The sequence below is a fragment of the Mycobacterium scrofulaceum genome (assembly GCF_001667885.1).
GTDB lineage: Bacteria > Actinomycetota > Actinomycetes > Mycobacteriales > Mycobacteriaceae > Mycobacterium > Mycobacterium scrofulaceum_C.
Genome location: NZ_LZJW01000177.1, coordinates 47,176 through 68,265 on the forward strand (window position 1 = coordinate 47,176; position 21,090 = coordinate 68,265).

The following is a 21,090-nucleotide window of genomic DNA, read 5'->3' on the forward strand; positions in this document are numbered from 1 at the left end:
CGTGCGAATCCTGGCCGCCGTCTTCAGGGCGGTGCTGTGGCTGGCAACCACCGTCGCGCTGGCCGTGGCGATCCCGGCGGCGTGGCTGCAGCTGAACGTGGTCAGCGAGGGCGGGTACGTGGCGCTGGCCCAGCGGGCCGCCGGCGACCCCGCGCTGCAGTCGGCCGCCGCCGACGAGCTGGCCAACCGCGCGATGGCGCTCATCGCGGAGCACAACGGCGGACGGCAGCCGGTCGAGGGCGCCGAGGTGCACCTGGCCGCCGTCGCGTTCACGGCCGGGCCGGCGTTTCCGGCCCTGTTCGCCCAGGCGAATCGGGCAGCGCACCGCTGGTTGTTCACCGTCGACGGTGCCGGCGAGTCGTGGGCGATCGACGTGGCGCCGATGCTGAACGACGCCTCGATGCAGCGGATCCTGAGCCGGCACAACGTGAAAGTGCCTGCGAGGCTGACGGTTCCGTTGACGGCGTCGCCGCCCTCGGCCCACGGTTCGCTGCGGCCGGGGCGGCTGAGCCCGCTCGCCACGTGGGGCCCGTGGGTGAGCGTCGGCGCGGTCGCCCTCAGCGTCGTCTGCGCCGTGCTGCTGCTGGCCACCGCGCGCCGCCGCGGGAAGGCGCTCACCAGCCTCGGGGTTTCCGCGCTGCTGGTCGGCGCCGCCGGCTGGGCGGCCATCGAGGTCGCCGGCCGCGACGTCGGCGACGCGCTGAACCGCACCACCGACGACATCCGCCGCATCGCCGAGGTGATGGTCGGCCACGCCGAGGCCGGCCTGCACGAATGGCTCAACCTGACGCTGCTCGTCGGCGTCGCGCTGGTGATCGGCGGCGTGGTCGTCGCGGCGTTGGGCAGCCTGCGCAGGAAACCGGCCGGCTAGCCGAAGGTGAACGAAAAGACTTGCAGCCCAGGGCTGACCCGCATGTCGAGTTGGTCGCTGCGCGCCGCCTCATCGGAAACGATCGGGTGCAGTGTGGGCGCCCCGCCGATCGCCGTGGTGGTCGTCTTGCCGTCCCGGGACACGGTGAGGGTGCCCGTGCCGCCGACGACGACGTAGACGTCCTTGGCGGTGTAGTTCAGCCGGATGGCGGCGTCGTCGCCGTCGGCGGTGGCGCCCTGCTCGTCCAGCTTCCACCGGCCGCGCAACGCGAACTTGTCCCCGGGTAACGACGCCGGGTAGTCGAACGTCGCGGCGCCGGCCTTGTAATCGCCTGTGCCGCCGTAGTTTCCGGCCCGTGCGACGCCCAGATAGGTCTCGGGCGTGAGCCGGGTCTGGGGGGTGGTGTCGGGCGACTGCGTCGGCCCGGGCAGCTGGGTGCCGGGGTGGGCGTCCACCAGCAGGTCGCGGATGAGCTTCTCGGTGCCGTCGTAATCGCCCTCGCCGAACTTCGTGTGCCGGACAACGCCGTTCGCGTCGATCAGGTATTCAGCCGGCCAATACAGGTTCGAGAAGTTGTTCCACGTCGTGTAGTCGTTGTCCAACGCGACGGGGTAGCTGATGTGCAGTGCGGCGGCCCCGCTGGCGACGTTGGCGGGGACCCGTTCGAAGGCGTATTCGGGCGTGTGGACCCCGATGACGACCAACCCGGCATCGTGATACCTGCCGTACCAATCGGTTACGTGCGCGATGGCCCGTTGGCAGTTGATGCACGAGTAGGCCCAGAAGTCGATCAGGACCACCTTGCCCCGCACCGCGGCCCGGTCGAGTGGTTTGCCATCCGCGGTGTTGAGCCACCCGGCGATTCCGGCTATGGCGGGGGCCGGGCCGCACTGCTGCAACTGGGTGGCACCGTCCATGCAGTCGGTGAGCGCGCCTTTGACGCTGGCCCCGTCCGGGCCCAGCTGCAGGCCGCTGGCCCCCGGTGGCGCCGCCGGTGCGGGGTTGAGCGTGCGTTGGATGTCGTCGGCGCCGATCTTGTTCTGCATCGCCGTCGTGTAGTCGGGGATGGCGCGCTGCAACATCGCCGGCAGGTTGAAGACCAGCGCCACCGCCAGCACGACCATCATGATCCCGCCGGCGATCTGAATCGCGCGCTGACGGCGGCGGAACGCCGCGACGCGTTCGGCGACGCGCCGCCCGGCCAGCGCGAAAACAAGCAGCGGCAACGCATTGCCCAGGGCGAACGTACCGGTCAACACCAGCGCGCCCGGCCCGATCGACTGCGTGCCACCGGCAACCACGATCGCGGCGAGCACCGGTCCTGCGCACGGCACGTACAGCGCGCCCAGCGTCAGGCCGAGTCCGAAACCGTCTGCGTTGGCGCCGATTTGACGCTGCGGCAGGTAGGCGAACGGCCGCTCGATCAGGTGCTGCAGCGGCGGGAAGATCAACCCGAGGCCGATCAGGACCAACAACACCAGGGCCGTCCACCGGATCGCGTCCTGCGGCAGGTGCAGTGCCGTCAGCAACGCGGAGCCGATCAGCGTCGCCACGGAGAAGCTGCACACCAGGCCGGCGATCACCAGATAGGGCCGCGCCGCGGAACCGATGCCCCGGGAGCTGCTCGCACCGGACAGCAGGATCACCGGAAGCACCGGCAGGATGCACGGCGAGATGCCGGTGATGAGGCCGCCGAGGAATCCGACGAGCGCGATGGTGTGCATAGCTACATACACCTTTACCTGCCCGAGATGGTTCAGGTGACCTGGCACAAATCACGTTCCGTGCGTTATACAAATCACACAATGTGCGTTACGCTCCATCGGTGGCGCAGTTAACCTTCCAACGCGCCCGCACCGAGGAGAAGAAGCGCCAACGTGCGGAGGCGCTCGTGGAAGCCGCGCGTTCGCTGGCGCTCGAGACCGGCGTCGCCTCGGTCACGTTGACCGCCGTCGCCAGCCGGGCCGGCATTCACTACTCCGCCGTCCGTCGCTACTTCACCTCGCACAAGGAAGTGCTGCTGCACCTGTCCGCCGAGGGCTGGGTGCGCTGGTCCAACACGGTGTCGGAAAAGCTGGCCGAACCCGGCCCGAAGTCGCCGTCGCAAATCGCCGAGACGCTGGCCAATGCCCTGGCCGAGGACCCGCTGTTCTGCGACCTGCTGGCCAACCTGCACCTGCACCTCGAACACGAGGTGGACGCCGAGCGCGTGATCGAGGTCAAGCGGATCAGCACCGCGGCCACGCTCTCGCTCGCCGACTCGATCGAGACGGCGCTGCCCGAGCTCGGGCGGTCGGGGTCGCTCGACATCCTGCTGGCTGCGTACTCGCTGGCCGCGACGCTATGGCAGGTCGCCAACCCGCCCGAACGGCTCACCGACGCGTATGCCGAGGAGCCCGAAGTCGTTCCCCCCGAGTGGAACCTGGACTTCACCTTCGCCCTGACTCGCTTGCTGACCGCCACGTGCGTGGGGCTCATCTCGGGATCGCAATGAACGCGGAGAGGAGGCCGGGGGGCTGTGGCTTGGCGAACTGCGACCGGTGAACGGGAAGGACTTGGAGCGCCCATGACGACGACTGAGCCAAGGACGGAGCCGCTGCGCAAGCAGGGCTCCGGCGGCGGGGAGGGCAACATGGTCGCTCCGCAGCGCCCCAAGAAGAAGGGGCTGTTCGCTCGTTATTGGTTGGTGCTCACGATCGCAGCCGTCGTCGCGCTGTCGGGATTCGTCGTATACCGATTGCACGGCGTCTTCGGCGTTCACAAGGGTTCGTTCGGCGGTGGCACCTCGGGCGAGGTCCTCGACGAGTTCAACGCCAAGACGATCACGCTCCAGGTCTGGGGCTCGCCGGGCAGCACGGCAACCATCAACTACCTCGACGAAAACTCCCATCCGCAGCAGGCCCTCAACGTGCCCTTGCCCTGGAGCAAAGTATTGAGTTCAACGAAGCCGGGCATCCCGGCAAACCTGATCGCGCAAGGAGACGGCAGCTGGATCGCCTGCCAGTTCGTCGTCAACAACCACGATGGGCACGGTGACGTGATCAAGGCTCCGAACCGTTCGGACTCCAACGAAACCGTCAACCCCTTCGTCTACTGCCTGGACAAGTCCGCATGAGCGAGCCAGGCGCGGCTCCGCCGCGCGTCGATCAGCCGCTGATCCCGCCGTTCCTGCCGCGGATGATCCACCGGCTGGCCCTGCCGATCGTCCTGATCTGGTTGGGCATCGTGTTCGTCACCAACACCGTGGCCCCCCAGCTGGAGGTCGTCGCCAAAACCCACTCGGTGTCGATGAGTCCGACCGACGCCGCGTCCTTTCAGTCGATGATGAAGGTCGGATCGACGTTCAAAGAGTTCAACTCCGACAACTCGGCCATGATCTTGCTGGAAGGCGACAAGCCACTCGGGGCCGAAGCGCACCGCTACTACGACGAGATCGTCAGGCGCGTCGAGCAGGACAAGAAGCACGTTCAGCACGTGCAGGATTTCTGGAGTGATCCGCTGACAGCGGCGGGTTCCCAGAGCCACGATCAAAAGGCCGCGTACGTCCAGGTCTACCTCGCCGGGAACATGGGCGGCGGGCTGGCGAACGAGTCTGCCCTGGCCGTCCGCAAGATCGTGGACTCGGTGCCCGCGCCGCCGGGAATCAAGGCGTACGTCACCGGCGCGGGTCCGCTGTTCGCCGATCAGTCCCATGCGGGCGAGAAGGGCGTCATGGTCGTCACGCTCATCACGTTCTTGGTGATCGTGGTGATGCTGCTGTTCGTCTACCGCTCGGTCATCACGATGCTGATCATGCTGGCGATGGTCTTCATCGAGTTGGCGGCGGCCCGTGGTGTGGTTGCGACGCTCGGAAACTACGGGATCATGGGGCTCTCGACGTTCGCCAACAACATGCTGGTGCTGATGGCGATCGCCGCCGGGACGGATTATGCGATCTTCGTGGTCGGGCGCTACCACGAGGCCCGCGGTATTGGCGAGACGCGTGAGCAAGCGTTCTACACGATGTTCCACAGCACGGCCCACGTGGTGCTGGGGTCTGGGCTGACCATCGCCGGCGCGATGTACTGCCTGAGCTTCTGCCGGTTGCCGTATTTCTCCTCCCTCGGCATACCGTGCGCGGTCGGCATGCTGGTCGCGGTGTTGGCGGCTTTGACGCTGGGTCCGGCGGTGCTGACGGTGGCTTCGTTCTTCAAGCTCATGGATCCGAAGCGCACGCTGGCGACCCGGGGCTGGCGCCGCATCGGCACCGCGATCGTCCGCTGGCCCGCACCGGTTCTCGCGGTGACCATCGGGGTCGCACTGGTTGGTCTGCTGGCCCTGCCCGGTTACAAGACGGACTACGACAACCGCCACTTCCTGCCGGCGGACACCCCGGCCAACGTCGGGTACGCCGCCGCGGACCGGCATTTCGACCAGGCGCGGCTCAATCCCGAGTTGTTGATGATCGAAACCGACCACGACTTGCGCAACCCGGCCGACTTCCTGGTCCTGGACAAGGTCGCCAAGGCGGTCTTCCACATCCCCGGCATCGGGCGGGTGCAGACCATCACCCGGCCGTTGGGCACGCCGCTCGACCACAGCACCCTAGGTTTTCAGATGAGCGCACAAGCCGCGGGGCGGATCCAGACCCAGCACTATCAGGACGAGCAGGCGGCAAACCTGCTCAAGCAGGCCGACGAGCTGCGCAAGACCATGGCCACCCTGCATGAGCAGATGCAGGTCACCCAGGACCTCAGCAACACGACGCACGAAACCACCAGGCTGACCAAGGAAACCGTGAAGATCACCGAGGCGTTGCGCGACGACATCGCCAACTTCGACGACTTCTTACGGCCGATCCGCAGCTTCTTCTATTGGGAGAGGCACTGCTACGACATTCCGGTCTGCTGGGCGCTGCGGTCGGTGTTCAACGCGCTCGACGGCATCGACCAGGTGGCGCAGAACATCGTGGAACTCAGCGCGAACCTGGACAAGCTGGATCAGATCCAGCCGAAGCTGGTGGCGCTGATACCGCCGCAGATCGAAAGCCAGCAGCGCAACCTTGACACCATCATGTCGAACTACGCGACCACGATGGGTCTCAACGAACAGGCGAAAGCGCAGTCCGACAACGCCACCGCCCAGGGCGATGCCTTCGACAAAGCAAAGAATGACGACACGTTCTACCTTCCGCCCGAGGCGTTCAAGAGCCCGGACTTCGCGCGGGGTCTGAAGAACTTCATCTCGCCGGACGGGCACGCGGTCCGGTTGATCATCTCCCATGAAGGCGACCCGGCGAGCCCCGAAGGCATCAGCCACATCGAACCGATCAAGCAGGCCGTGCACGAGGCGATCAAGGGCACGCCGTGGGAGGGCTCCAAGGTCTACCTCGGCGGTACCGCCGCGACGTATAAGGACATGCACGACGGCTCCAACATCGACCTGCTGATCGCCGGAATCGCCGCGGCCACACTGATTTTCATCATCATGCTGGTGATCACCCGAAGCGTCGTGGCGGCCTTCGTGATCGTCGGCACGGTGTTGCTGTCACTGGGCGCCTCATTCGGACTCTCCGTGCTCCTGTGGCAGTACATCCTGGGCATGAAGTTGCACTGGATGGTGCTGGCGATGGCCATCATCCTGCTGCTGGCGGTGGGCTCCGACTACAACCTGCTGTTGATTTCGCGGTTCAAGGAGGAGATCTACGCCGGGCTCAGGACGGGGACGATCCGCGCGATGGCCGGTTCGGGCTCGGTGGTGACGTCCGCGGGTCTGGTGTTCGCCGCGACCATGGCGACGTTCATGTTCAGCCCGCTGTTGGTGATGGCCCAGGTGGGTACGACGATCGCGCTGGGTCTGCTGTTCGACACCCTGATTGTGCGGTCGTTCATGACGCCGTCGCTGGCCACCTTGCTCGGGCGCTGGTTCTGGTGGCCGCAGCACGTGCGGCCACGGCCGGCGAGCACCATGCTGCGGCCGTACGGACCGCGTCCCGCCGTGCGCGAGTTGCTCCTCAAGAACGTCGAGGAACACCCGGCGGGCGGTGTGGTGCAGCCGCGCTGATCCCGCGAGGCCGCCTGCGGCGGGGCGGCCAACACGGGTCGGTTACCGGCGCTACCGAGACCGCTTGCGGGCCAAAAAAATCCGCGCGTCCCATTCGGACGCGCGGACTTTTTAGAGGCGTTAGGCCCAGTTCCACACCGACATGTCGCCGGGCGGGTATTGGGCGCACGCGTCGGTCGCCTTGGCGACGACGCCCTTGTTGTTGAAGAAGAGCTTCATGTGGTTGGGCCACGCGTACCACAGCGGGTCGTTGTTGTAGAAGTTCTCGGAGTAGGTGCGGCGGTCCTCCGGTGACAGCGAGTAGAACCAGTGCACCTTGTCGATCGTCGCCTGCTGGACGTTCGGGTGGTTGTTGAAGTCGATCATGTAGCGCTGGTAGTACACCGGGCTGGTATCGCGGGTGGCCGCCATGATCTGCTCGGCGTCGCAGGTGGTGTTGATCATCCTGCGCGGGATCGGGAAGTCCTCCGTGGAATCGGCGACGGCGGTCTTCGGGAAGACGGCCGCGGCGATGCCGAGGGCGAGGAAGGCGGCGCCTGCGCGCAAGCCAGTGTTCAGCCGAGACATAGATGTAACGGTAACACTTTTCCAGCGGCGGCGGCCAGGTTCCTAGTTTGTCTCAGCATTGGTCCCGATCAGGCACGATGACGTGCGTGGGGTCGGGCCGCAGCTCCGGCGGCGCCTGGCTGTAGTCGCCGAAGGGGCCGTCGCGGCGCTCGACGGCCGCCCGCACGCCCTGGGTCTCGGCGGTCTTGATGAAGTCGAGGCCGTCGGGGGTGTTGCGCATCAGGCCGTCGAGGATGCCGCCGAGCGTCTGGGTGGACGCCAGCCCCATGTTCTCGTAGGCCTGGTTGACGATCAGCTTCTGCGCCCGCAGCTGCGACAGCGGGATGCGGGCCAGCTCGGCGGCGATCTCGGCGACCCGGGCCTCCAGGCGCTCGAACGGCACCGCCTCGTTGATCAGCTCGACCTCGGCCGCCTGGACGCCGGTCAGCGGCCGGCCGGTCAGCGAATGCCACTTGACCTTGGCGAAGCTGAGCCGGTAGAGCCACATCCCGCTCAGGTACGCGCCCCACATCCGGCTGTACGGGGTGCCGATCACCGCGTCGTCGCTGGCGATGACCAGATCGGCGCACAACGCGTAGTCACTGGCACCGCCGACGCACCAGCCGTGCACCTGGGCGATGACCGGCTTGGACGCCCGCCAGATGGCCATGAACTTCTGCGTCGGCGCCGTCTCCCGCGCGGTGACCATCGCGAAGTCCTTGCCGGGGTCCCAGCGGCCGTCGGTCATCATGGCCTCGCCCCACTGTTGAAAGCCGCCGCCGAAGTCGTAGCCACCGGAGAAGGCGCGACCCGCGCCGCGCAGCACGATGACCTTGATCTGCGGGTCGCGCTCGGCCAGCCCGACGGCCGCCTCGATCTCGTCGGGCATGGGCGGCACGATGGTGTTCAGCTGGTCCGGACGGTTGAGCGTGATGGTGGCCACCGGGCCCGCCGTCGTGTACAGCAGCGTCTCGAAGTCGCTACCTGGCATGGCTTCCTTAGGGGTCGGGCTGGCGGTTTTCCGGTGACGACGCGTAGATGCGGTCACCGATCTTGAGATACGGCGTCGTCAGGTACGCCGACATGACGACCAGGCCGGTGAAGATCACCGCCACGCAGACCGCGTTGGGCCAGAGCTTGCCGGTGCCGATCGCGAAACACACGGTGCCGATGGCCGCGGTCGCCCAGTAGAACCGCCGGCCCGCCCGGCGGTCACCGATGAACCGGTAGCGCGCCTGCGCCGCCGAAACGAGCACGAAGATCAATCCGGTCGCCAGCAGGGTCAGTTCGATGCGTTGGGCCGCGGACACGTCGACGATCTTATGACCCGGTCAAAGGGCCTGCCAGCATCCGCCACAGGAACGAATAGGTGAGCGCCGACTTGAACGCCACCTGCTGGTTGTCGGCCGCTCCCGCGTGGCCGCCCTCGATGTTCTCGTAGTAGAAGACCGGGTGCCCGGCCGCCTCGAGCGCGGCGGTCATCTTGCGGGCGTGGCCCGGATGCACCCGGTCGTCGCGGGTGGAGGTGGTCATCAGCACCGGCGGGTAGTGACGCGTCGCCGAGATGTTCTGGTAGGGCGAATATTCGGAGATGAATGCCCAGTCCTGCGGGTTGTCCGGGTCGCCGTACTCGGCCATCCACGAGGCGCCGGCGAGCAGCAGGTGGTAGCGCTTCATGTCCAGCAGCGGGACGCTGCACACCAGCGCGCCGAATCGTTCAGGGTACTGGGTCAGCATGATGCCCATCAGCAGGCCGCCGTTGCTGCCGCCCTGCGCGCCGAGCTGGTCGACGGTGGTGATGCCGCGGTTCACCAAATCCGTTGCGACCGCGGCGAAGTCCTCGGCCACCTTGTGCCGGTTCTCGCGCATGGCCTGGGTGTGCCAGCGGGGGCCGTATTCGCCGCCGCCGCGGATGTTGGCGAGCACATAGGTGCCGCCACGGGCCAGCCACAGCCGGCCGAGGACGCCGCTGTAGGCGGGGGTGTTCGCGGATTCGAAGCCGCCGTAGCCGTACAGCATGGTCGGGCCCGGGCCTTCCGCGTCGGCCGGCCGCACCACGAAGTAGGGGATCGGCGTGCCGTCCTCCGAGTTCACGAAATGCTGTGCCACGGTGAGGTTCCCGGCGTCGAAGAAGGCGGGCGCCGACTTGACTTGCTCGAGTGGGCCGGCGCCGGTGCCGCGCATTAGCCGCGAGGGTGTGACGAATCCGCTGGAGTCGAGGAAGAACTCGTCGCCGGTGTCGTCGGCGGCGACGACGACGGTGTTGGTCGCCTCCGGGATGCCGGCCACCGGCTCGCGGCGCCAGTCGCCCCGCACGACGGGCGTGAGGATCTCCACCCGGCTGGCCACGTCGGCGAGGGTGACCATCAGCAACCGGTCCCGCGTCCACGCGTAATGGTTCAGCGCGGTGTGCTCGTCGGGGGTGAACAGAGAGACCAATTCTGCTGTGCCGGAGAGGAATTCGTCGTACTTGGTCGCCAGCAGGGAACCGGCAGGGTAGCTTTGGGCGCCGTAGAACCAGTCGGAGCGCAGCTCGATCAACAGCCATTCGCGGTGTATCGACAGGCTCGCGTCGGTGGGCGCGTCGATCCGGATCAGCTCGGTGTTTCCTGGCGAGCCCCGCAGTTCGTAGACCTCTTCGTTCCAGAAGTCCAGGGCCCGCCCCAGCAGCGTGCGCTCGAAGCCTTCGGTGCGGTCCACCGAGGCGGACACGCGGACGTCGGTGCGGGCCCCCTCGAACAGCGTTTCCGCATCGCTCAGCGGGGTGCCCCGGCGCCACCGCTTGATCACCCGGGGATAGCCCGAGTCGGTGAGCGAGTCGGCGCCGAAATCCGTGCCGACCAGGACCGTGTCGAGGTCCACCCAGGCGACCTGCGATTTCGCCTCCGGCAGTACGAACCCGTCGTCGACGAATTGGCGTGTCGCCATGTCGAATTCGCGCACGATCGACGCGTCCGAGCCGCCCCTGGACAGCGCGACCAGCGCGCGCGTGTATTCGGGTTCGATGACGCCGGCGCCTGCCCACACCCATTTCTCGTTGTCAGCTCGCCCGAGTTCATCGACGTCGATCAGCACGTCCCACTCGGGCGCATCGGTGCGATAGCTGTCCAGCGTGGTGCGCCGCCACAACCCGCGCGGGTTGGCGGCGTCGCGCCAGAAGTTGTACAGGTACTCGCCGCGGCGGGCCACGTACGGGATGCGCGCGTCGGTGTCGAGCACCTCGAGCGCCTCGGCGCGCATCCGCTCGAATTCCGCGCCGCGGAACGCCGCCAGCGTCGGTTCGTTGCGCGCCCGCACCCAGTCCAGCGCCTCGTCGCCGGTGACGTCCTCGAGCCACAGGTAAGGGTCTTGGGCATCTTCGCGGTCGGCGGCGGCGTGTGACGTCATGGACGCCATTGTGGCCTCCGGCGGTAGTGTGAGGTGTATTACACCGACGAGCGAGGGGCCGAGCAGATGACTGTTTTCGCACGTCCCGGTTCCGCTGGGGCCTTGATGTCGTACGAATCCCGCTACGACAACTTCATCGGGGGGCAATGGGTGCCGCCGGCGCAGGGCCGCTACTTCGAGAACCCGACACCGGTGACAGGCCAGCCGTTCTGCGAGGTGGCCCGCTCCGACGAGGCCGACATCGAGAAGGCGCTCGACGCCGCCCACGGGGCGGCGAAGGCGTGGGGCAAGACCGCTCCCGCGGAACGGGCGCTGATCCTGAACAAGATCGCCGACCGCATCGAGGAGAACAAGGCCGCGCTGGCGGTCGCCGAAGTCTGGGACAACGGCAAACCGATCCGCGAGGCGCTCGGTGCCGACATCACGTTGGCGGTCGACCATTTCCGCTACTTCGCCGGCGCGATTCGGGCGCAGGAGGGTTCGCTGTCGCAGATCGACGAGAACACCGTCGCCTACCACTTCCACGAGCCGCTCGGGGTGGTCGGGCAGATCATCCCGTGGAACTTCCCGATCCTGATGGCCACCTGGAAGCTGGCGCCGGCGCTCGCGGCCGGCAACGCCGTGGTGCTCAAACCCGCCGAGCAGACACCGGTCTCGGTGCTCTACCTGATGTCGCTCATCGGCGACCTGCTGCCGGCGGGCGTGGTCAACGTCGTCAACGGCTTCGGCGCCGAAGCCGGCAAGCCGCTGGCGTCGAGCAACCGCATCGCCAAGGTGGCGTTCACCGGCGAGACCACCACCGGACGGCTGATCATGCAGTACGCCTCGCAGAACCTGATTCCGGTCACGCTGGAACTCGGCGGCAAGAGCCCCAACATCTTCTTCTCCGACGTGATGGCCAAGGGTGACGACTTCCAGGACAAGGCCCTCGAGGGCTTCACCATGTTCGCCCTGAACCAGGGCGAGGTGTGCACCTGCCCGTCACGCAGCCTGATCCAGTCCGACATCTATGACGAGTTCCTCGAGCTGGCGGCCATCCGGACCAAGGCGGTGCGGCAGGGCGACCCGCTGGACTCCGAGACGATGCTGGGTTCGCAGGCGTCCAACGATCAGCTGGAAAAGGTGTTGTCCTACATCGAGATCGGCAAGGACGAGGGCGCCAAGATCATCACCGGGGGCGAGCGCGCCGAGCTGGGCGGCGACCTGTCCGGTGGTTACTACATGCAGCCGACCATCTTCGCCGGCAACAACAAGATGCGGATCTTCCAGGAGGAGATCTTCGGTCCCGTCGTCACCGTGACGTCGTTCGCCGACTACGACGACGCGATCTCGATCGCCAACGACACCCTCTACGGCCTGGGCGCCGGGGTGTGGAGCCGCGACGGAAACACCGCCTACCGGGCCGGTCGCGACATCCAGGCCGGCCGGGTGTGGGTCAACTGCTATCACGCCTATCCCGCGCACGCCGCGTTCGGCGGCTACAAGCAGTCCGGCATCGGCCGGGAGAACCACAAGATGATGCTGGACCATTACCAGCAGACCAAGAACCTGATGGTGTCCTACTCCGATAAGGCGCAGGGCTTCTTCTGATGGTTCCGGGTGTCGTCATCACCGCCGGGGCCGCCGAACTGTTGACCCGCCTGCAGGGCCGGCACGGCCCGCTGATGTTCCACCAGTCCGGCGGCTGCTGCGACGGGTCGTCGCCGATGTGCTACCCGTCCGGGGACTTCCTGGTGGGCGACCGCGACGTGTTGCTCGGCGTGCTCGACGTCGGGGACGGGGTCCCGGTATGGATCTCGGGTCCGCAGTACGAGGCCTGGAAGCACACCCAGCTGGTCATCGACGTGGTCCCGGGCCGCGGCGGCGGGTTCAGCGTGGAAGCCCCCGAAGGGCTGCGCTTTCTGTCCCGCGGCCGCGTCTTCACCGACGAGGAACAGGCCGAGCTGCGCGCCGCGCCGGTCATCACCGGCGCCGATTATCAACGCGGCGAGCGCCCTTCGGCGCGCGGTCAGGTGGTGACTGACACGGCGTTGCGAACGTGCCCTCCGGGTCGGTGACGGCAGTAACCTCGAAGGCGTGATCCCCCTTCCGCGCCCGCGGTTGTTGGCCGGCGCCATGCTGATCGGCGCCGCCGTCGGGCTGTTGGCGGGCGTGGGATTCGCCGGGACCGTCCACGGCGGCATCCGCCCGGCCTTCGCCCTGGCGCTGGTGGTCGGGGTTCCGAGCGTCGCCGGGCTGGTGACGATCCTGTTCTCCGGGCGTCGGTGGGTGACGATGGTCGGCGCGTTCGCCTTGGCGGTGGCCCCGGGCTGGTTCGGTGTCCTGGTCGCCCTCCAGGTGACGTCCCGTGGCTGACGACGACACCCCGTCGAGCCCGGGCACCCAAGCGTTCAAGCCCGACTTCTCGGATTCCGACGACGACCCGGGCACCCAGTCGTGGACGCCGGATTTCTCGGATTCCGACGAGGACACGGGCGCTCGCCCGGTGGCCGCCCACGACGACGAGCCGGAAACGTCTGAGCCGCCCGCCGGCGAGGACGATGCGGCCGCCGAATCCGCCGCCGTGCCGGTGCAACCGGTGACCGTTCCCGGGCGCTACCTCTACCTGAGGTGGTGGAAGCTGTTGTTGGTCGCTTTGGGCGTGTGGTCGGTGGCCGCCGTCGTCGGGCTCGGCCTGTTCTCGTGGTGGTACCACTCGGCGGACGCGACCCCGGCGCTCTACGTGGTGCTGGTCTACGTGGTGGCGTGCGCAGTCGCCGGCGTGCTGCTCGCGATGGTCGAGGGCAGGCCGCTGGTCTCGGCGCTGTCGCTGGCGGTGATGTCGGGACCCTTCGCCTCCCTGGCCGCCTCCGCGCCGCTGCTCGGCTATTACCACTGCGCGCGGGTGGGCCACTGCCTCGTCGGCCTCATTCCGTATTAACGCCCCGGCCGGGCGGCCACTAGGGTAGGGGCCGTGACCCATTTTGACGTCGTCGTCCTCGGGGCCGGTCCCGGCGGATATGTCGCAGCCATCCGCGCCGCGCAGCTTGGCCTCAACACCGCAGTCGTCGAGCCGAAGTACTGGGGCGGTGTCTGCCTCAACGTCGGCTGCATCCCGTCCAAGGCGTTGCTGCGCAACGCCGAGCTGGTGCACATCTTCACCAAGGAGGCCGCGACGTTCGGGATGAACGGCGAGGCGACCTTCGACTACGGCGTGGCCTTCGACCGCAGCCGCAAGGTGGCCGAGGGCCGGGTCGCGGGCGTGCACTTCCTGATGAAGAAGAACAAGATCACCGAGATCCAGGGGTACGGCCGGTTCACCGACGCCAACACGCTCTCGGTCGAGCTTAACGACGGCGGCACCGACACCGTGACGTTTGACAACGCCATCATCGCCACCGGCAGCAGCACCCGGCTGGTGCCCGGGACGTCGCTGTCGGAAAACGTGGTGACCTACGAGGAACAGATCCTCTCGCGCGAACTGCCCGAGTCGATCGTGATCGCCGGTGCGGGTGCGATCGGCATGGAGTTCGGCTACGTGCTGAAGAACTACGGCGTCGACGTGACCATCGTGGAGTTCCTGCCCCGCGCGCTGCCCAACGAGGACGCCGACGTGTCCAAGGAGATCGAGAAGCAGTTCAAGAAGCTGGGTATCAAGATCCTCACCGGCACCAAGGTCGAGTCGATCTCGGACAACGGTTCCGAGGTCACCGTCGTCGTCAGCAAGGACGGCAACGCCCAGGAACTCAAGGCCGCAAAAGTGCTGCAGGCCATCGGGTTTGCGCCCAACGTCGAGGGATACGGCCTGGAGAAGGCCGGCGTCGCGCTGACCGACCGCAAGGCCATCGGCGTCAACGACTACATGATGACCAGCGTGCCGCACATCTACGCCATCGGTGACGTCACCGGGCTGCTGCAGCTCGCGCACGTCGCCGAGGCGCAGGGCGTGGTGGCGGCCGAAACCATTGCCGGCGCAGAGACTTTGGCCCTGGGTGACTACCGGATGCTGCCGCGCGCGACGTTCTGCCAGCCCCAGGTGGCCAGCTTCGGGCTGACCGAGCAGCAGGCCCGGGACGAGGGCTACGACGTGGTGGTGGCCAAGTTCCCGTTCACCGCCAACGGCAAGGCGCACGGCCTGGGCGACCCCAGCGGCTTCGTCAAGCTGGTCGCCGACGCGAAACACCTCGAGCTGCTGGGCGGGCACCTGATCGGCCACGACGTGTCCGAGCTGCTGCCCGAGCTGACCCTGGCGCAGAAGTGGGACCTGACCGCCACCGAGCTGGCCCGCAACGTGCACACGCATCCGACCATGTCCGAGGCGCTGCAGGAGTGCTTCCACGGCCTGACCGGCCACATGATCAACTTCTAGGTTCCCATGCGCAGCGACATCGTTCTGGGGGCCATCGGCGGCCTCGCCGCGGGCTATGTCCTGTGGCTGGTGGCCTTCTCGATCGCCGACGACAACGCGGCCGTGGGCCAGTGGGCCCCGACGGTGTTGCTGCTGTCGCTCGCGCTGGCGGTCTGCGCCACGATGTGGGCGTCGTTTCTGCGGCGGCGGCGCAACTACGCGTGGTCGGGGTTCGGGTTCGGGCTGCCCGTGCCGCCGCTGCTGCTGACGCTGGCCGTCCTGGCGAACGTCTACCTCTAGGCGGGGCCGCTCTGGCGCGGGTTGTCCAGCGGGATCGCCAGGGCCGACATCGTCGCGGCCAGGCCGTCGTATTGGCTTGCCAGCAAACAGAATTCGATGAGCTGACGCCGGTCCAGGTGCTGGGCGAGCTGCCGCCAGGTGGCGTCGGTGACGGTGCGGTCCTTGACGAACTCGTCCGTCGCGGTCAGCAGCGCCTGCTGGCGCACGGTCAGGCGCGCCTCCACCCGGTCCAGGCGCTCCGGCCACGCGAAGATGGCGGCCTGCAGGTCCGCGTCGAGCCCCTGGCGGGCGGCCATCCGGCGATGGTGCTGCAGCTCGTATTCGCAGGCGCGCAGGTGCGCGACCCGCAGGATCACCAGCTCGGTGTCGATCGCCGGCAGGCGGCCGCGCAGCACGCGGCCGCTGTAGATGCTCCACACCAGGAACAGGAACTTGTTCTGGCCCAGCGTGGTGAACAGGTGCATCTCGGGCGCGCCGACCTTGCGGGCGGCCGACTTCGCGAGAATCCAGTTGATCAGCCCGAGTTCGCGGAACCGCCCGGAGGGGATCCGGCCCCCTTGCCCCGCGGTCACGGCTGCTTCACCAGGTACGGGGAGACGGTGCTGCGGTGCTCGTCGAGATCGAGCGCGCGCCCCAGGGCCGGGAAGGCCCGCTGTGGGCAGTTGTCGCGTTCGCAGACACGGCAACCTGCCCCGATCGGTGTGGCCACTGTTCCTGGTCCTCCGGAGACGTCGAGTCCTTCCGAGTAGACGAGCCGGTGCGCGTGGCGGAGCTCGCAGCCCAGGCCGATCGCGAAGGTCTTACCCGGCTGACCATACCGCGCGGCACGGCGCTCCACGGTGCGGGCCACCCACATGTAGTTGCGGCCGTCGGGCATCTGGGCGATCTGCACCAGGATCTTGCCCGGGTTGGCGAACGTTTCGTAGACGTTCCACAGCGGGCAGGTGCCGCCGCTGGAGGAGAAGTGAAAACCCGTGGCGGACTGACGTTTTGACATATTGCCGGCCCGGTCCACCCGGACGAAGGAGAACGGCACGCCACGCATCGAAGGCCGCTGCAACGTGGAGAGCCGGTGCGCGATGGTCTCGTAGCTGACCGAGTAGAAGGAGGACAACCGTTCGACGTCGTAGCGGAAATTCTCTGCGACGTCGTGGAATTGGCGGTACGGCAGCACCGCGGCCGCGGCGAAGTAGTTGGCCAGCCCGAGCCGGGCCAGCGTGTGCGACTCTTCGCTGGTGAACTTGCCCTCCTCCACCAGGGTGTCGATCAGGTCGCCGTACTCGAGGTAGGCCAATTCGGCGGCCATCTTGAAAACCTGCTGGCCGAGCGACAGGTGGTTGCTGATCTCCAGCGTCTTGGTCCCGGGGTCAAACCGGTGCAGCACCGTGTCACCGAGATCGATCCGCCTGTTGATGTGCACGCCGTGCACCTCGGTCAGCCGGCGATTCAGCTCGCGCGCCAAATCGCCGTGGTGCAGCCGCATCTTGATCGTCAGGTCCTCGGCGGCGGTGTCCAGCTCGTGCAGGTAGTTCTGCCGCTGGTAGAAGTAGTCGCGCACCTCCTCGTGCGGCATGGTGATCGATCCGGTGCCGCTGCCGTCGGAGTACCGCTCCTCGGTGGCGGCGGCCAGCTGCGCCGTGGTGATGCGGTAGCGCCGGTGCAGGTTGACCACCGCGCGGGCCAGCGCGGGATGGGAGCCGACCATCTCGGCCACCTCGGCCGGGTCGACGTCGATGTCCAGGTCGCGGTCCATGGTGACCTCGCGCAGCTCGGCCACCAGCCGGGTGTCGTCCTGGGACGCGAAGAACGTCGCGTCCACGCCGAACACCTCGGTGATCCGCAGCAGCACCGCCACGGTCAGCGGCCGGACGTCGTGCTCGATCTGGTTGAGGTAACTCGGCGAGATCTCCAGCATCTGGGCCAGGGCGGCCTGGGAGAAGCCGCGCTCGTTGCGGAGCTGACGGACGCGGGAGCCGACGAAGGTCTTGGACACTTTGCCAGGATACCGGGTTGCTAAGCCGAAGTTGGCAGGGTTCGCAGCGGGCGCAAACGCGTCGCGATTGGTTTTTGACAGTGGTCGTTGGCATGATTCGCAACGGAGGCCTCAGCGTGAGTGCCCACAAGGAGGAAACGGGGAGCGAAGCCGTGAGCCTGGACAAAGAACTGATGCCGGTTCCCGACGGCCACCCCGACGTGTTCGACCGTGAATGGCCGCTTCGGGTGGCCGACATCGACCGGACGGGCCGGCTGCGGCTGGACGCGGCGTGCCGGCACATCCAGGACATCGGCCAGGATCAGCTGCGCGAGATGGGCTTCGAGGAGACCCACCCGCTGTGGATCGTCCGCCGCACGATGCTCGACCTGATCCGTCCCATCGAGTTTCAGGACATGCTGCGCTGCCGGCGGTGGTGCTCGGGCACGTCGAACCGGTGGTGTGAGATGCGGGTCCGCGTCGACGGACGCAAGGGCGGCCTGATCGAGTCCGAGGCCTTCTGGATCAACATCAACCGGGAGACCCAGATGCCGTCGCGCATCTCCGACGACTTCCTCGCCGGCCTGCACAAGACCACCTCGGTCGACCGGCTGCGGTGGAAGGGCTACCTGAAGCCGGGCAGCCGCGACGACGCGGTCGAGATCCACGAGTTTCCCGTCCGGGTCACCGACATCGACCTGTTCGACCACATGAACAACTCGGTGTACTGGAGCGTGATCGAGGACTACCTCGCGTCGCACCTGGCCCTGATGGCGCGGCCCCTGCGCGTGACGATCGAGCACGAGGCCCCGGTGGCGCTGGGCGACAAGCTGGAGATCATCTCGCACATCCACCCGGCCGGATCGACCGACCAGTTCGGTCCCGGGCTCGTCGATCGGCCTGTTACAACGCTCACATATGCGGTCGGCGACGAGACCAAAGCGGTCGCCGCGCTCTTCAACCGCTAACAGGACAAGCGTCCCGGTAAATGACCCGCTGACCTGCGGATTCTTGTTACCAGCCGGTAGTTTCTGGAACGGTTCAGTTCCCGTTCATCTTTGCAAGATTTGCTAAATACCGCCGAGTCGTTGCCGAAATTGGCAAATGAAATGGGTGGAAATGCGTGGTCAAGCTGTGCCATCTTCGAATTAGCACACCAGCGAAGTTGAGCCGCTAGCTACCGCCGGTGACGCGTTCACCAACTCAGAAGTAGTGAAGATTCGTTAAGGAGCATGCCCAATGTCTGCCGTTGGCACCCCGAAGAGCGCCGAAGAGATCAAGAAGGACTGGGACACCAACCCGCGCTGGAAGGGTGTCACCCGCACCTACAGCGCCGAGGATGTCGTCGCCCTGCAGGGCACCGTGGTCGAGGAGAACACCCTGGCCCGGCGCGGCGCCGAGGTCCTGTGGAGCCAGTTGCACGACCTCGAGTTCGTCAACGCGCTCGGCGCGCTGACCGGCAACATGGCCGTCCAGCAGGTCCGCGCCGGCCTGAAGGCCATCTACCTGTCGGGTTGGCAGGTCGCCGGTGACGCCAACCTGTCCGGCCACACCTACCCCGACCAGAGCCTGTACCCGGCCAACTCCGTGCCGCAGGTCGTGCGCCGGATCAACAACGCGCTGCTGCGCGCCGACCAGATCGCCAAGGTCGAGGGCGACACCTCGGTGGAGAACTGGCTGGCCCCGATCGTCGCCGACGGCGAGGCGGGCTTCGGTGGCGCGCTGAACGTCTACGAGCTGCAGAAGGCGATGATCGCCGCCGGTGTCGCCGGTTCGCACTGGGAGGACCAGCTGGCCTCGGAGAAGAAGTGCGGCCACCTCGGTGGCAAGGTGCTGATCCCGACCCAGCAGCACATCCGCACGCTGACCTCGGCCCGCCTGGCGGCCGACGTCGCCGACGTGCCGACCGTCGTGATCGCCCGGACCGACGCCGAGGCGGCCACGCTGATCACCTCGGACGTCGACGAGCGCGACCAGCCGTTCATCACCGGTGAGCGGACCAAGGAGGGCTTCTACCGGGTGCGCAACGGCCTCGAGCCCTGCATCGCCCGGGCCAAGGCTTACGCGCCGTACTCGGACCTGATCTGGATGGAGACCGGCACCCCGGACCTCGAGCTGGCGGCGAAGTTCGCCGAGGGCGTCAAGGCCGAGTTCCCCGACCAGCTGCTGGCCTACAACTGCTCGCCGTCGTTCAACTGGAAGAAGCACCTCGACGACGCGACCATCGCCAAGTTCCAAAAAGAGCTGGGCGCAATGGGATTCAAGTTCCAGTTCATCACGCTGGCCGGCTTCCACGCGCTGAACTACTCGATGTTCGATCTGGCCTACGGCTACGCCCGCAACCAGATGACCGCCTACGTCGAGCTGCAGGAGCGCGAGTTCGACGCCGAGGAGCGCGGTTACACCGCGACCAAGCACCAGCGCGAGGTCGGTGCGGGTTACTTCGACCGCATCGCCACCACGGTCGACCCCACTTCGTCGACCACCGCGCTGACCGGCTCCACCGAAGAGGGTCAGTTTCACTGAGGACGAGCGGGCCTCGGCCCGCGAGGACGAAGTGAAACCGGATGGCTTGAGTCACTGAGTGAAAACCAGTGGCCTGAGCCACTGACCCTCCGGAGCCGAGCGGCCGGGGAACCGCACCGCTGCGATCCAGATCGTGCGAGTTTCCGGCCGCTCACCGTGAAGTAGCATTGGCCCCGCCCAGCGAACCTGGGCGGGGCCTATTGCGGTGCAAGACGATACGACACCGAAAGAGATGACAGTGAGCGACGCAGCGATTCAGCGGGTAGGGGTGGTCGGGGCCGGCCAGATGGGGTCCGGCATCGCCGAAGTCTCGGTCCGCGCCGGCGTCGACGTGACGGTGTTCGAGACCACCGAGGCCCTGATCACGGCCGGACGCAACCGCATCGTGAAGTCGCTGGAGCGCGGGGTCAGCGCGGGCAAGGTGACCGAGCGGGAACGCGACCGCGCGCTCAGCCAGCTCACCTTCACCACCGACCTGAAGGACCTCGCCGACCGCCAGTTGGTCATCGAGGCGATCATCGAAGACGAGTCGGTCAAGGCGGACATCTTCGCCGAACTCGACCGGGCCATCACCGATCCCGACGCCGTGCTTGCCTCCAACACGTCCAGCATTCCGATCATGAAGATTGCGGCGGCCACCAAGAACCCACAGCGGGTGTTGGGGCTGCACTTCTTCAACCCCGTGCCGGTGCTCCCGCTGGTCGAGCTGGTCAGCACGCTGGTCACCGACGAAGCCGCCGCCGCGCGGACCGAGGAATTCGCCAGCGCCGTCCTGGGCAAGCAGGTGGTGCGCTGCTCGGACCGGTCGGGCTTCGTCGTCAACGCCCTGCTGGTGCCCTATCTGTTGTCGGCAATTCGCATGGTGGAGGCGGGTTTCGCCACCATCGAAGACGTCGACAAGGCGGTTGTCGCCGGCCTGTCCCACCCGATGGGCCCGCTGCGGCTGTCCGACCTGGTGGGCCTGGACACCCTGAAGCTGATCGCGGACAAGATGTTCGAGGAATTCAAGGAACCGCAGTACGGTCCTCCGCCGCTGCTGCTGCGCATGGTGGAGGCGGGCCGGCTGGGCAAGAAAACCGGCCAGGGCTTCTACACCTACTGACGGCGAAGCGCCTGCTG

The 21,090-nt window shown here is 67.2% G+C and carries 20 protein-coding genes; 13 read left to right on the plus strand and 7 right to left on the minus strand.

The annotated features are described in order from the left end of the window. Position 1 precedes the first annotated feature (1 nt). Complete coding sequence (locus A5681_RS24815) at positions 2-871, plus strand: hypothetical protein (RefSeq protein WP_067282152.1); 870 nt, start codon at positions 2-4, stop codon at positions 869-871. On the opposite strand, the gene A5681_RS24820 is transcribed toward A5681_RS24815, so the two are convergent. Then, complete coding sequence (locus A5681_RS24820; protein ID WP_067282158.1) at positions 868-2,595, minus strand: cytochrome c biogenesis protein DipZ; 1,728 nt, start codon at positions 2,593-2,595, stop codon at positions 868-870. The genes A5681_RS24815 and A5681_RS24820 overlap by 4 nt on opposite strands. Before the next feature lie 83 nt (positions 2,596-2,678). Between A5681_RS24820 and A5681_RS24825 the strand changes: the two genes are divergently transcribed. The 3 genes from A5681_RS24825 to A5681_RS24835 all read left to right on the plus strand — a co-directional run bounded on the left by A5681_RS24825 (position 2,679) and on the right by A5681_RS24835 (position 6,913). After that, positions 2,679-3,365, plus strand: coding sequence for a TetR family transcriptional regulator (locus tag A5681_RS24825; protein WP_156738147.1), 687 nt, complete (start codon positions 2,679-2,681; stop codon positions 3,363-3,365). A gap of 72 nt (positions 3,366-3,437) precedes the next feature. Further along, the gene (locus A5681_RS24830) at positions 3,438-3,986 is read left to right on the plus strand and encodes an MmpS family transport accessory protein (RefSeq protein ID WP_067282162.1); all 549 of its coding nucleotides are present in this window, start codon (positions 3,438-3,440) and stop codon (positions 3,984-3,986) included. Beyond that, positions 3,983-6,913, plus strand: coding sequence for an RND family transporter (locus A5681_RS24835; RefSeq protein WP_067282164.1), 2,931 nt, complete (start codon positions 3,983-3,985; stop codon positions 6,911-6,913). The genes A5681_RS24830 and A5681_RS24835 overlap by 4 nt, the downstream gene beginning before the upstream one ends. Positions 6,914-7,033: 120 nt before the next feature. On the opposite strand, the gene A5681_RS24840 is transcribed toward A5681_RS24835, so the two are convergent. Genes A5681_RS24840 through A5681_RS24855 form a run of 4 tightly spaced genes read right to left on the minus strand, consistent with a single transcriptional unit; the run spans position 7,034 to position 10,846 of the window. Further along, entirely contained in the window at positions 7,034-7,480 is a 447-nt protein-coding gene (locus A5681_RS24840) for a DUF5078 domain-containing protein (RefSeq protein ID WP_067282166.1), read from the minus strand. 52 nt (positions 7,481-7,532) lie between these two features. Then, positions 7,533-8,450, minus strand: a complete 918-nt coding sequence (locus A5681_RS24845; RefSeq protein WP_067282169.1) for a crotonase/enoyl-CoA hydratase family protein — start codon at positions 8,448-8,450, stop codon at positions 7,533-7,535. A gap of 7 nt (positions 8,451-8,457) precedes the next feature. Next, positions 8,458-8,769, minus strand: coding sequence for a hypothetical protein (locus tag A5681_RS24850; protein WP_067282171.1), 312 nt, complete (start codon positions 8,767-8,769; stop codon positions 8,458-8,460). A gap of 10 nt (positions 8,770-8,779) precedes the next feature. Then, entirely contained in the window at positions 8,780-10,846 is a 2,067-nt protein-coding gene (locus tag A5681_RS24855; protein ID WP_067282388.1) for a prolyl oligopeptidase family serine peptidase, read from the minus strand. Between the two features lie 66 nt (positions 10,847-10,912). Here A5681_RS24855 and A5681_RS24860 point away from each other — a divergent pair, with 66 nt between their 5' ends. From A5681_RS24860 to A5681_RS24885, 6 genes are read left to right on the plus strand one after another with little or no spacing between them, the layout of a single operon-like run. Beyond that, positions 10,913-12,436, plus strand: coding sequence for an aldehyde dehydrogenase family protein (locus tag A5681_RS24860; RefSeq protein ID WP_067282390.1), 1,524 nt, complete (start codon positions 10,913-10,915; stop codon positions 12,434-12,436). Further along, on the plus strand, positions 12,436-12,903 hold the full coding sequence (locus tag A5681_RS24865) for a DUF779 domain-containing protein (protein WP_067282174.1): 468 nt from the start codon (positions 12,436-12,438) through the stop codon (positions 12,901-12,903). Before A5681_RS24860 ends, A5681_RS24865 begins: the two co-directional genes overlap by 1 nt. A gap of 19 nt (positions 12,904-12,922) precedes the next feature. After that, positions 12,923-13,201 carry a putative holin gene (locus tag A5681_RS24870; protein ID WP_067282178.1) on the plus strand — a complete coding sequence of 93 codons (279 nt, stop codon included), beginning with the start codon at positions 12,923-12,925 and terminating at the stop codon, positions 13,199-13,201. Then, positions 13,194-13,766: a hypothetical protein gene (locus tag A5681_RS24875; protein ID WP_067282181.1), complete on the plus strand. Its 573-nt coding sequence runs from the start codon at positions 13,194-13,196 to the stop codon at positions 13,764-13,766. The genes A5681_RS24870 and A5681_RS24875 overlap by 8 nt, the downstream gene beginning before the upstream one ends. A 33-nt stretch (positions 13,767-13,799) precedes the next feature. Beyond that, positions 13,800-15,194, plus strand: coding sequence for a dihydrolipoyl dehydrogenase (lpdA, locus tag A5681_RS24880; RefSeq protein WP_067282184.1), 1,395 nt, complete (start codon positions 13,800-13,802; stop codon positions 15,192-15,194). A gap of 6 nt (positions 15,195-15,200) precedes the next feature. Further along, positions 15,201-15,473, plus strand: a complete 273-nt coding sequence (locus A5681_RS24885) for a hypothetical protein (protein WP_067282187.1) — start codon at positions 15,201-15,203, stop codon at positions 15,471-15,473. Here the strand turns inward: A5681_RS24885 and A5681_RS24890 are convergent. Next, positions 15,470-16,045: a carboxymuconolactone decarboxylase family protein gene (locus A5681_RS24890; protein WP_067282189.1), complete on the minus strand. Its 576-nt coding sequence runs from the start codon at positions 16,043-16,045 to the stop codon at positions 15,470-15,472. The two genes, A5681_RS24885 and A5681_RS24890, sit on opposite strands and share 4 nt — an antisense overlap. Then, positions 16,042-17,466: an acetate metabolism transcriptional regulator RamB gene (gene ramB, locus A5681_RS24895; RefSeq protein WP_067282192.1), complete on the minus strand. Its 1,425-nt coding sequence runs from the start codon at positions 17,464-17,466 to the stop codon at positions 16,042-16,044. The genes A5681_RS24890 and ramB overlap by 4 nt, the downstream gene beginning before the upstream one ends. Positions 17,467-17,618: 152 nt before the next feature. Here ramB and A5681_RS24900 point away from each other — a divergent pair, with 152 nt between their 5' ends. The 3 genes from A5681_RS24900 to A5681_RS24910 all read left to right on the plus strand — a co-directional run bounded on the left by A5681_RS24900 (position 17,619) and on the right by A5681_RS24910 (position 21,073). Next, positions 17,619-18,413, plus strand: a complete 795-nt coding sequence (locus A5681_RS24900; RefSeq protein WP_067282393.1) for an acyl-[acyl-carrier-protein] thioesterase — start codon at positions 17,619-17,621, stop codon at positions 18,411-18,413. Between the two features lie 271 nt (positions 18,414-18,684). Then, entirely contained in the window at positions 18,685-19,971 is a 1,287-nt protein-coding gene (aceA, locus tag A5681_RS24905) for an isocitrate lyase (protein WP_055400703.1), read from the plus strand. Positions 19,972-20,209: 238 nt separating this feature from the next. Beyond that, the gene (locus A5681_RS24910; RefSeq protein ID WP_156738148.1) at positions 20,210-21,073 is read left to right on the plus strand and encodes a 3-hydroxybutyryl-CoA dehydrogenase; all 864 of its coding nucleotides are present in this window, start codon (positions 20,210-20,212) and stop codon (positions 21,071-21,073) included. The last annotated feature ends 17 nt before the right edge of the window (positions 21,074-21,090 follow it).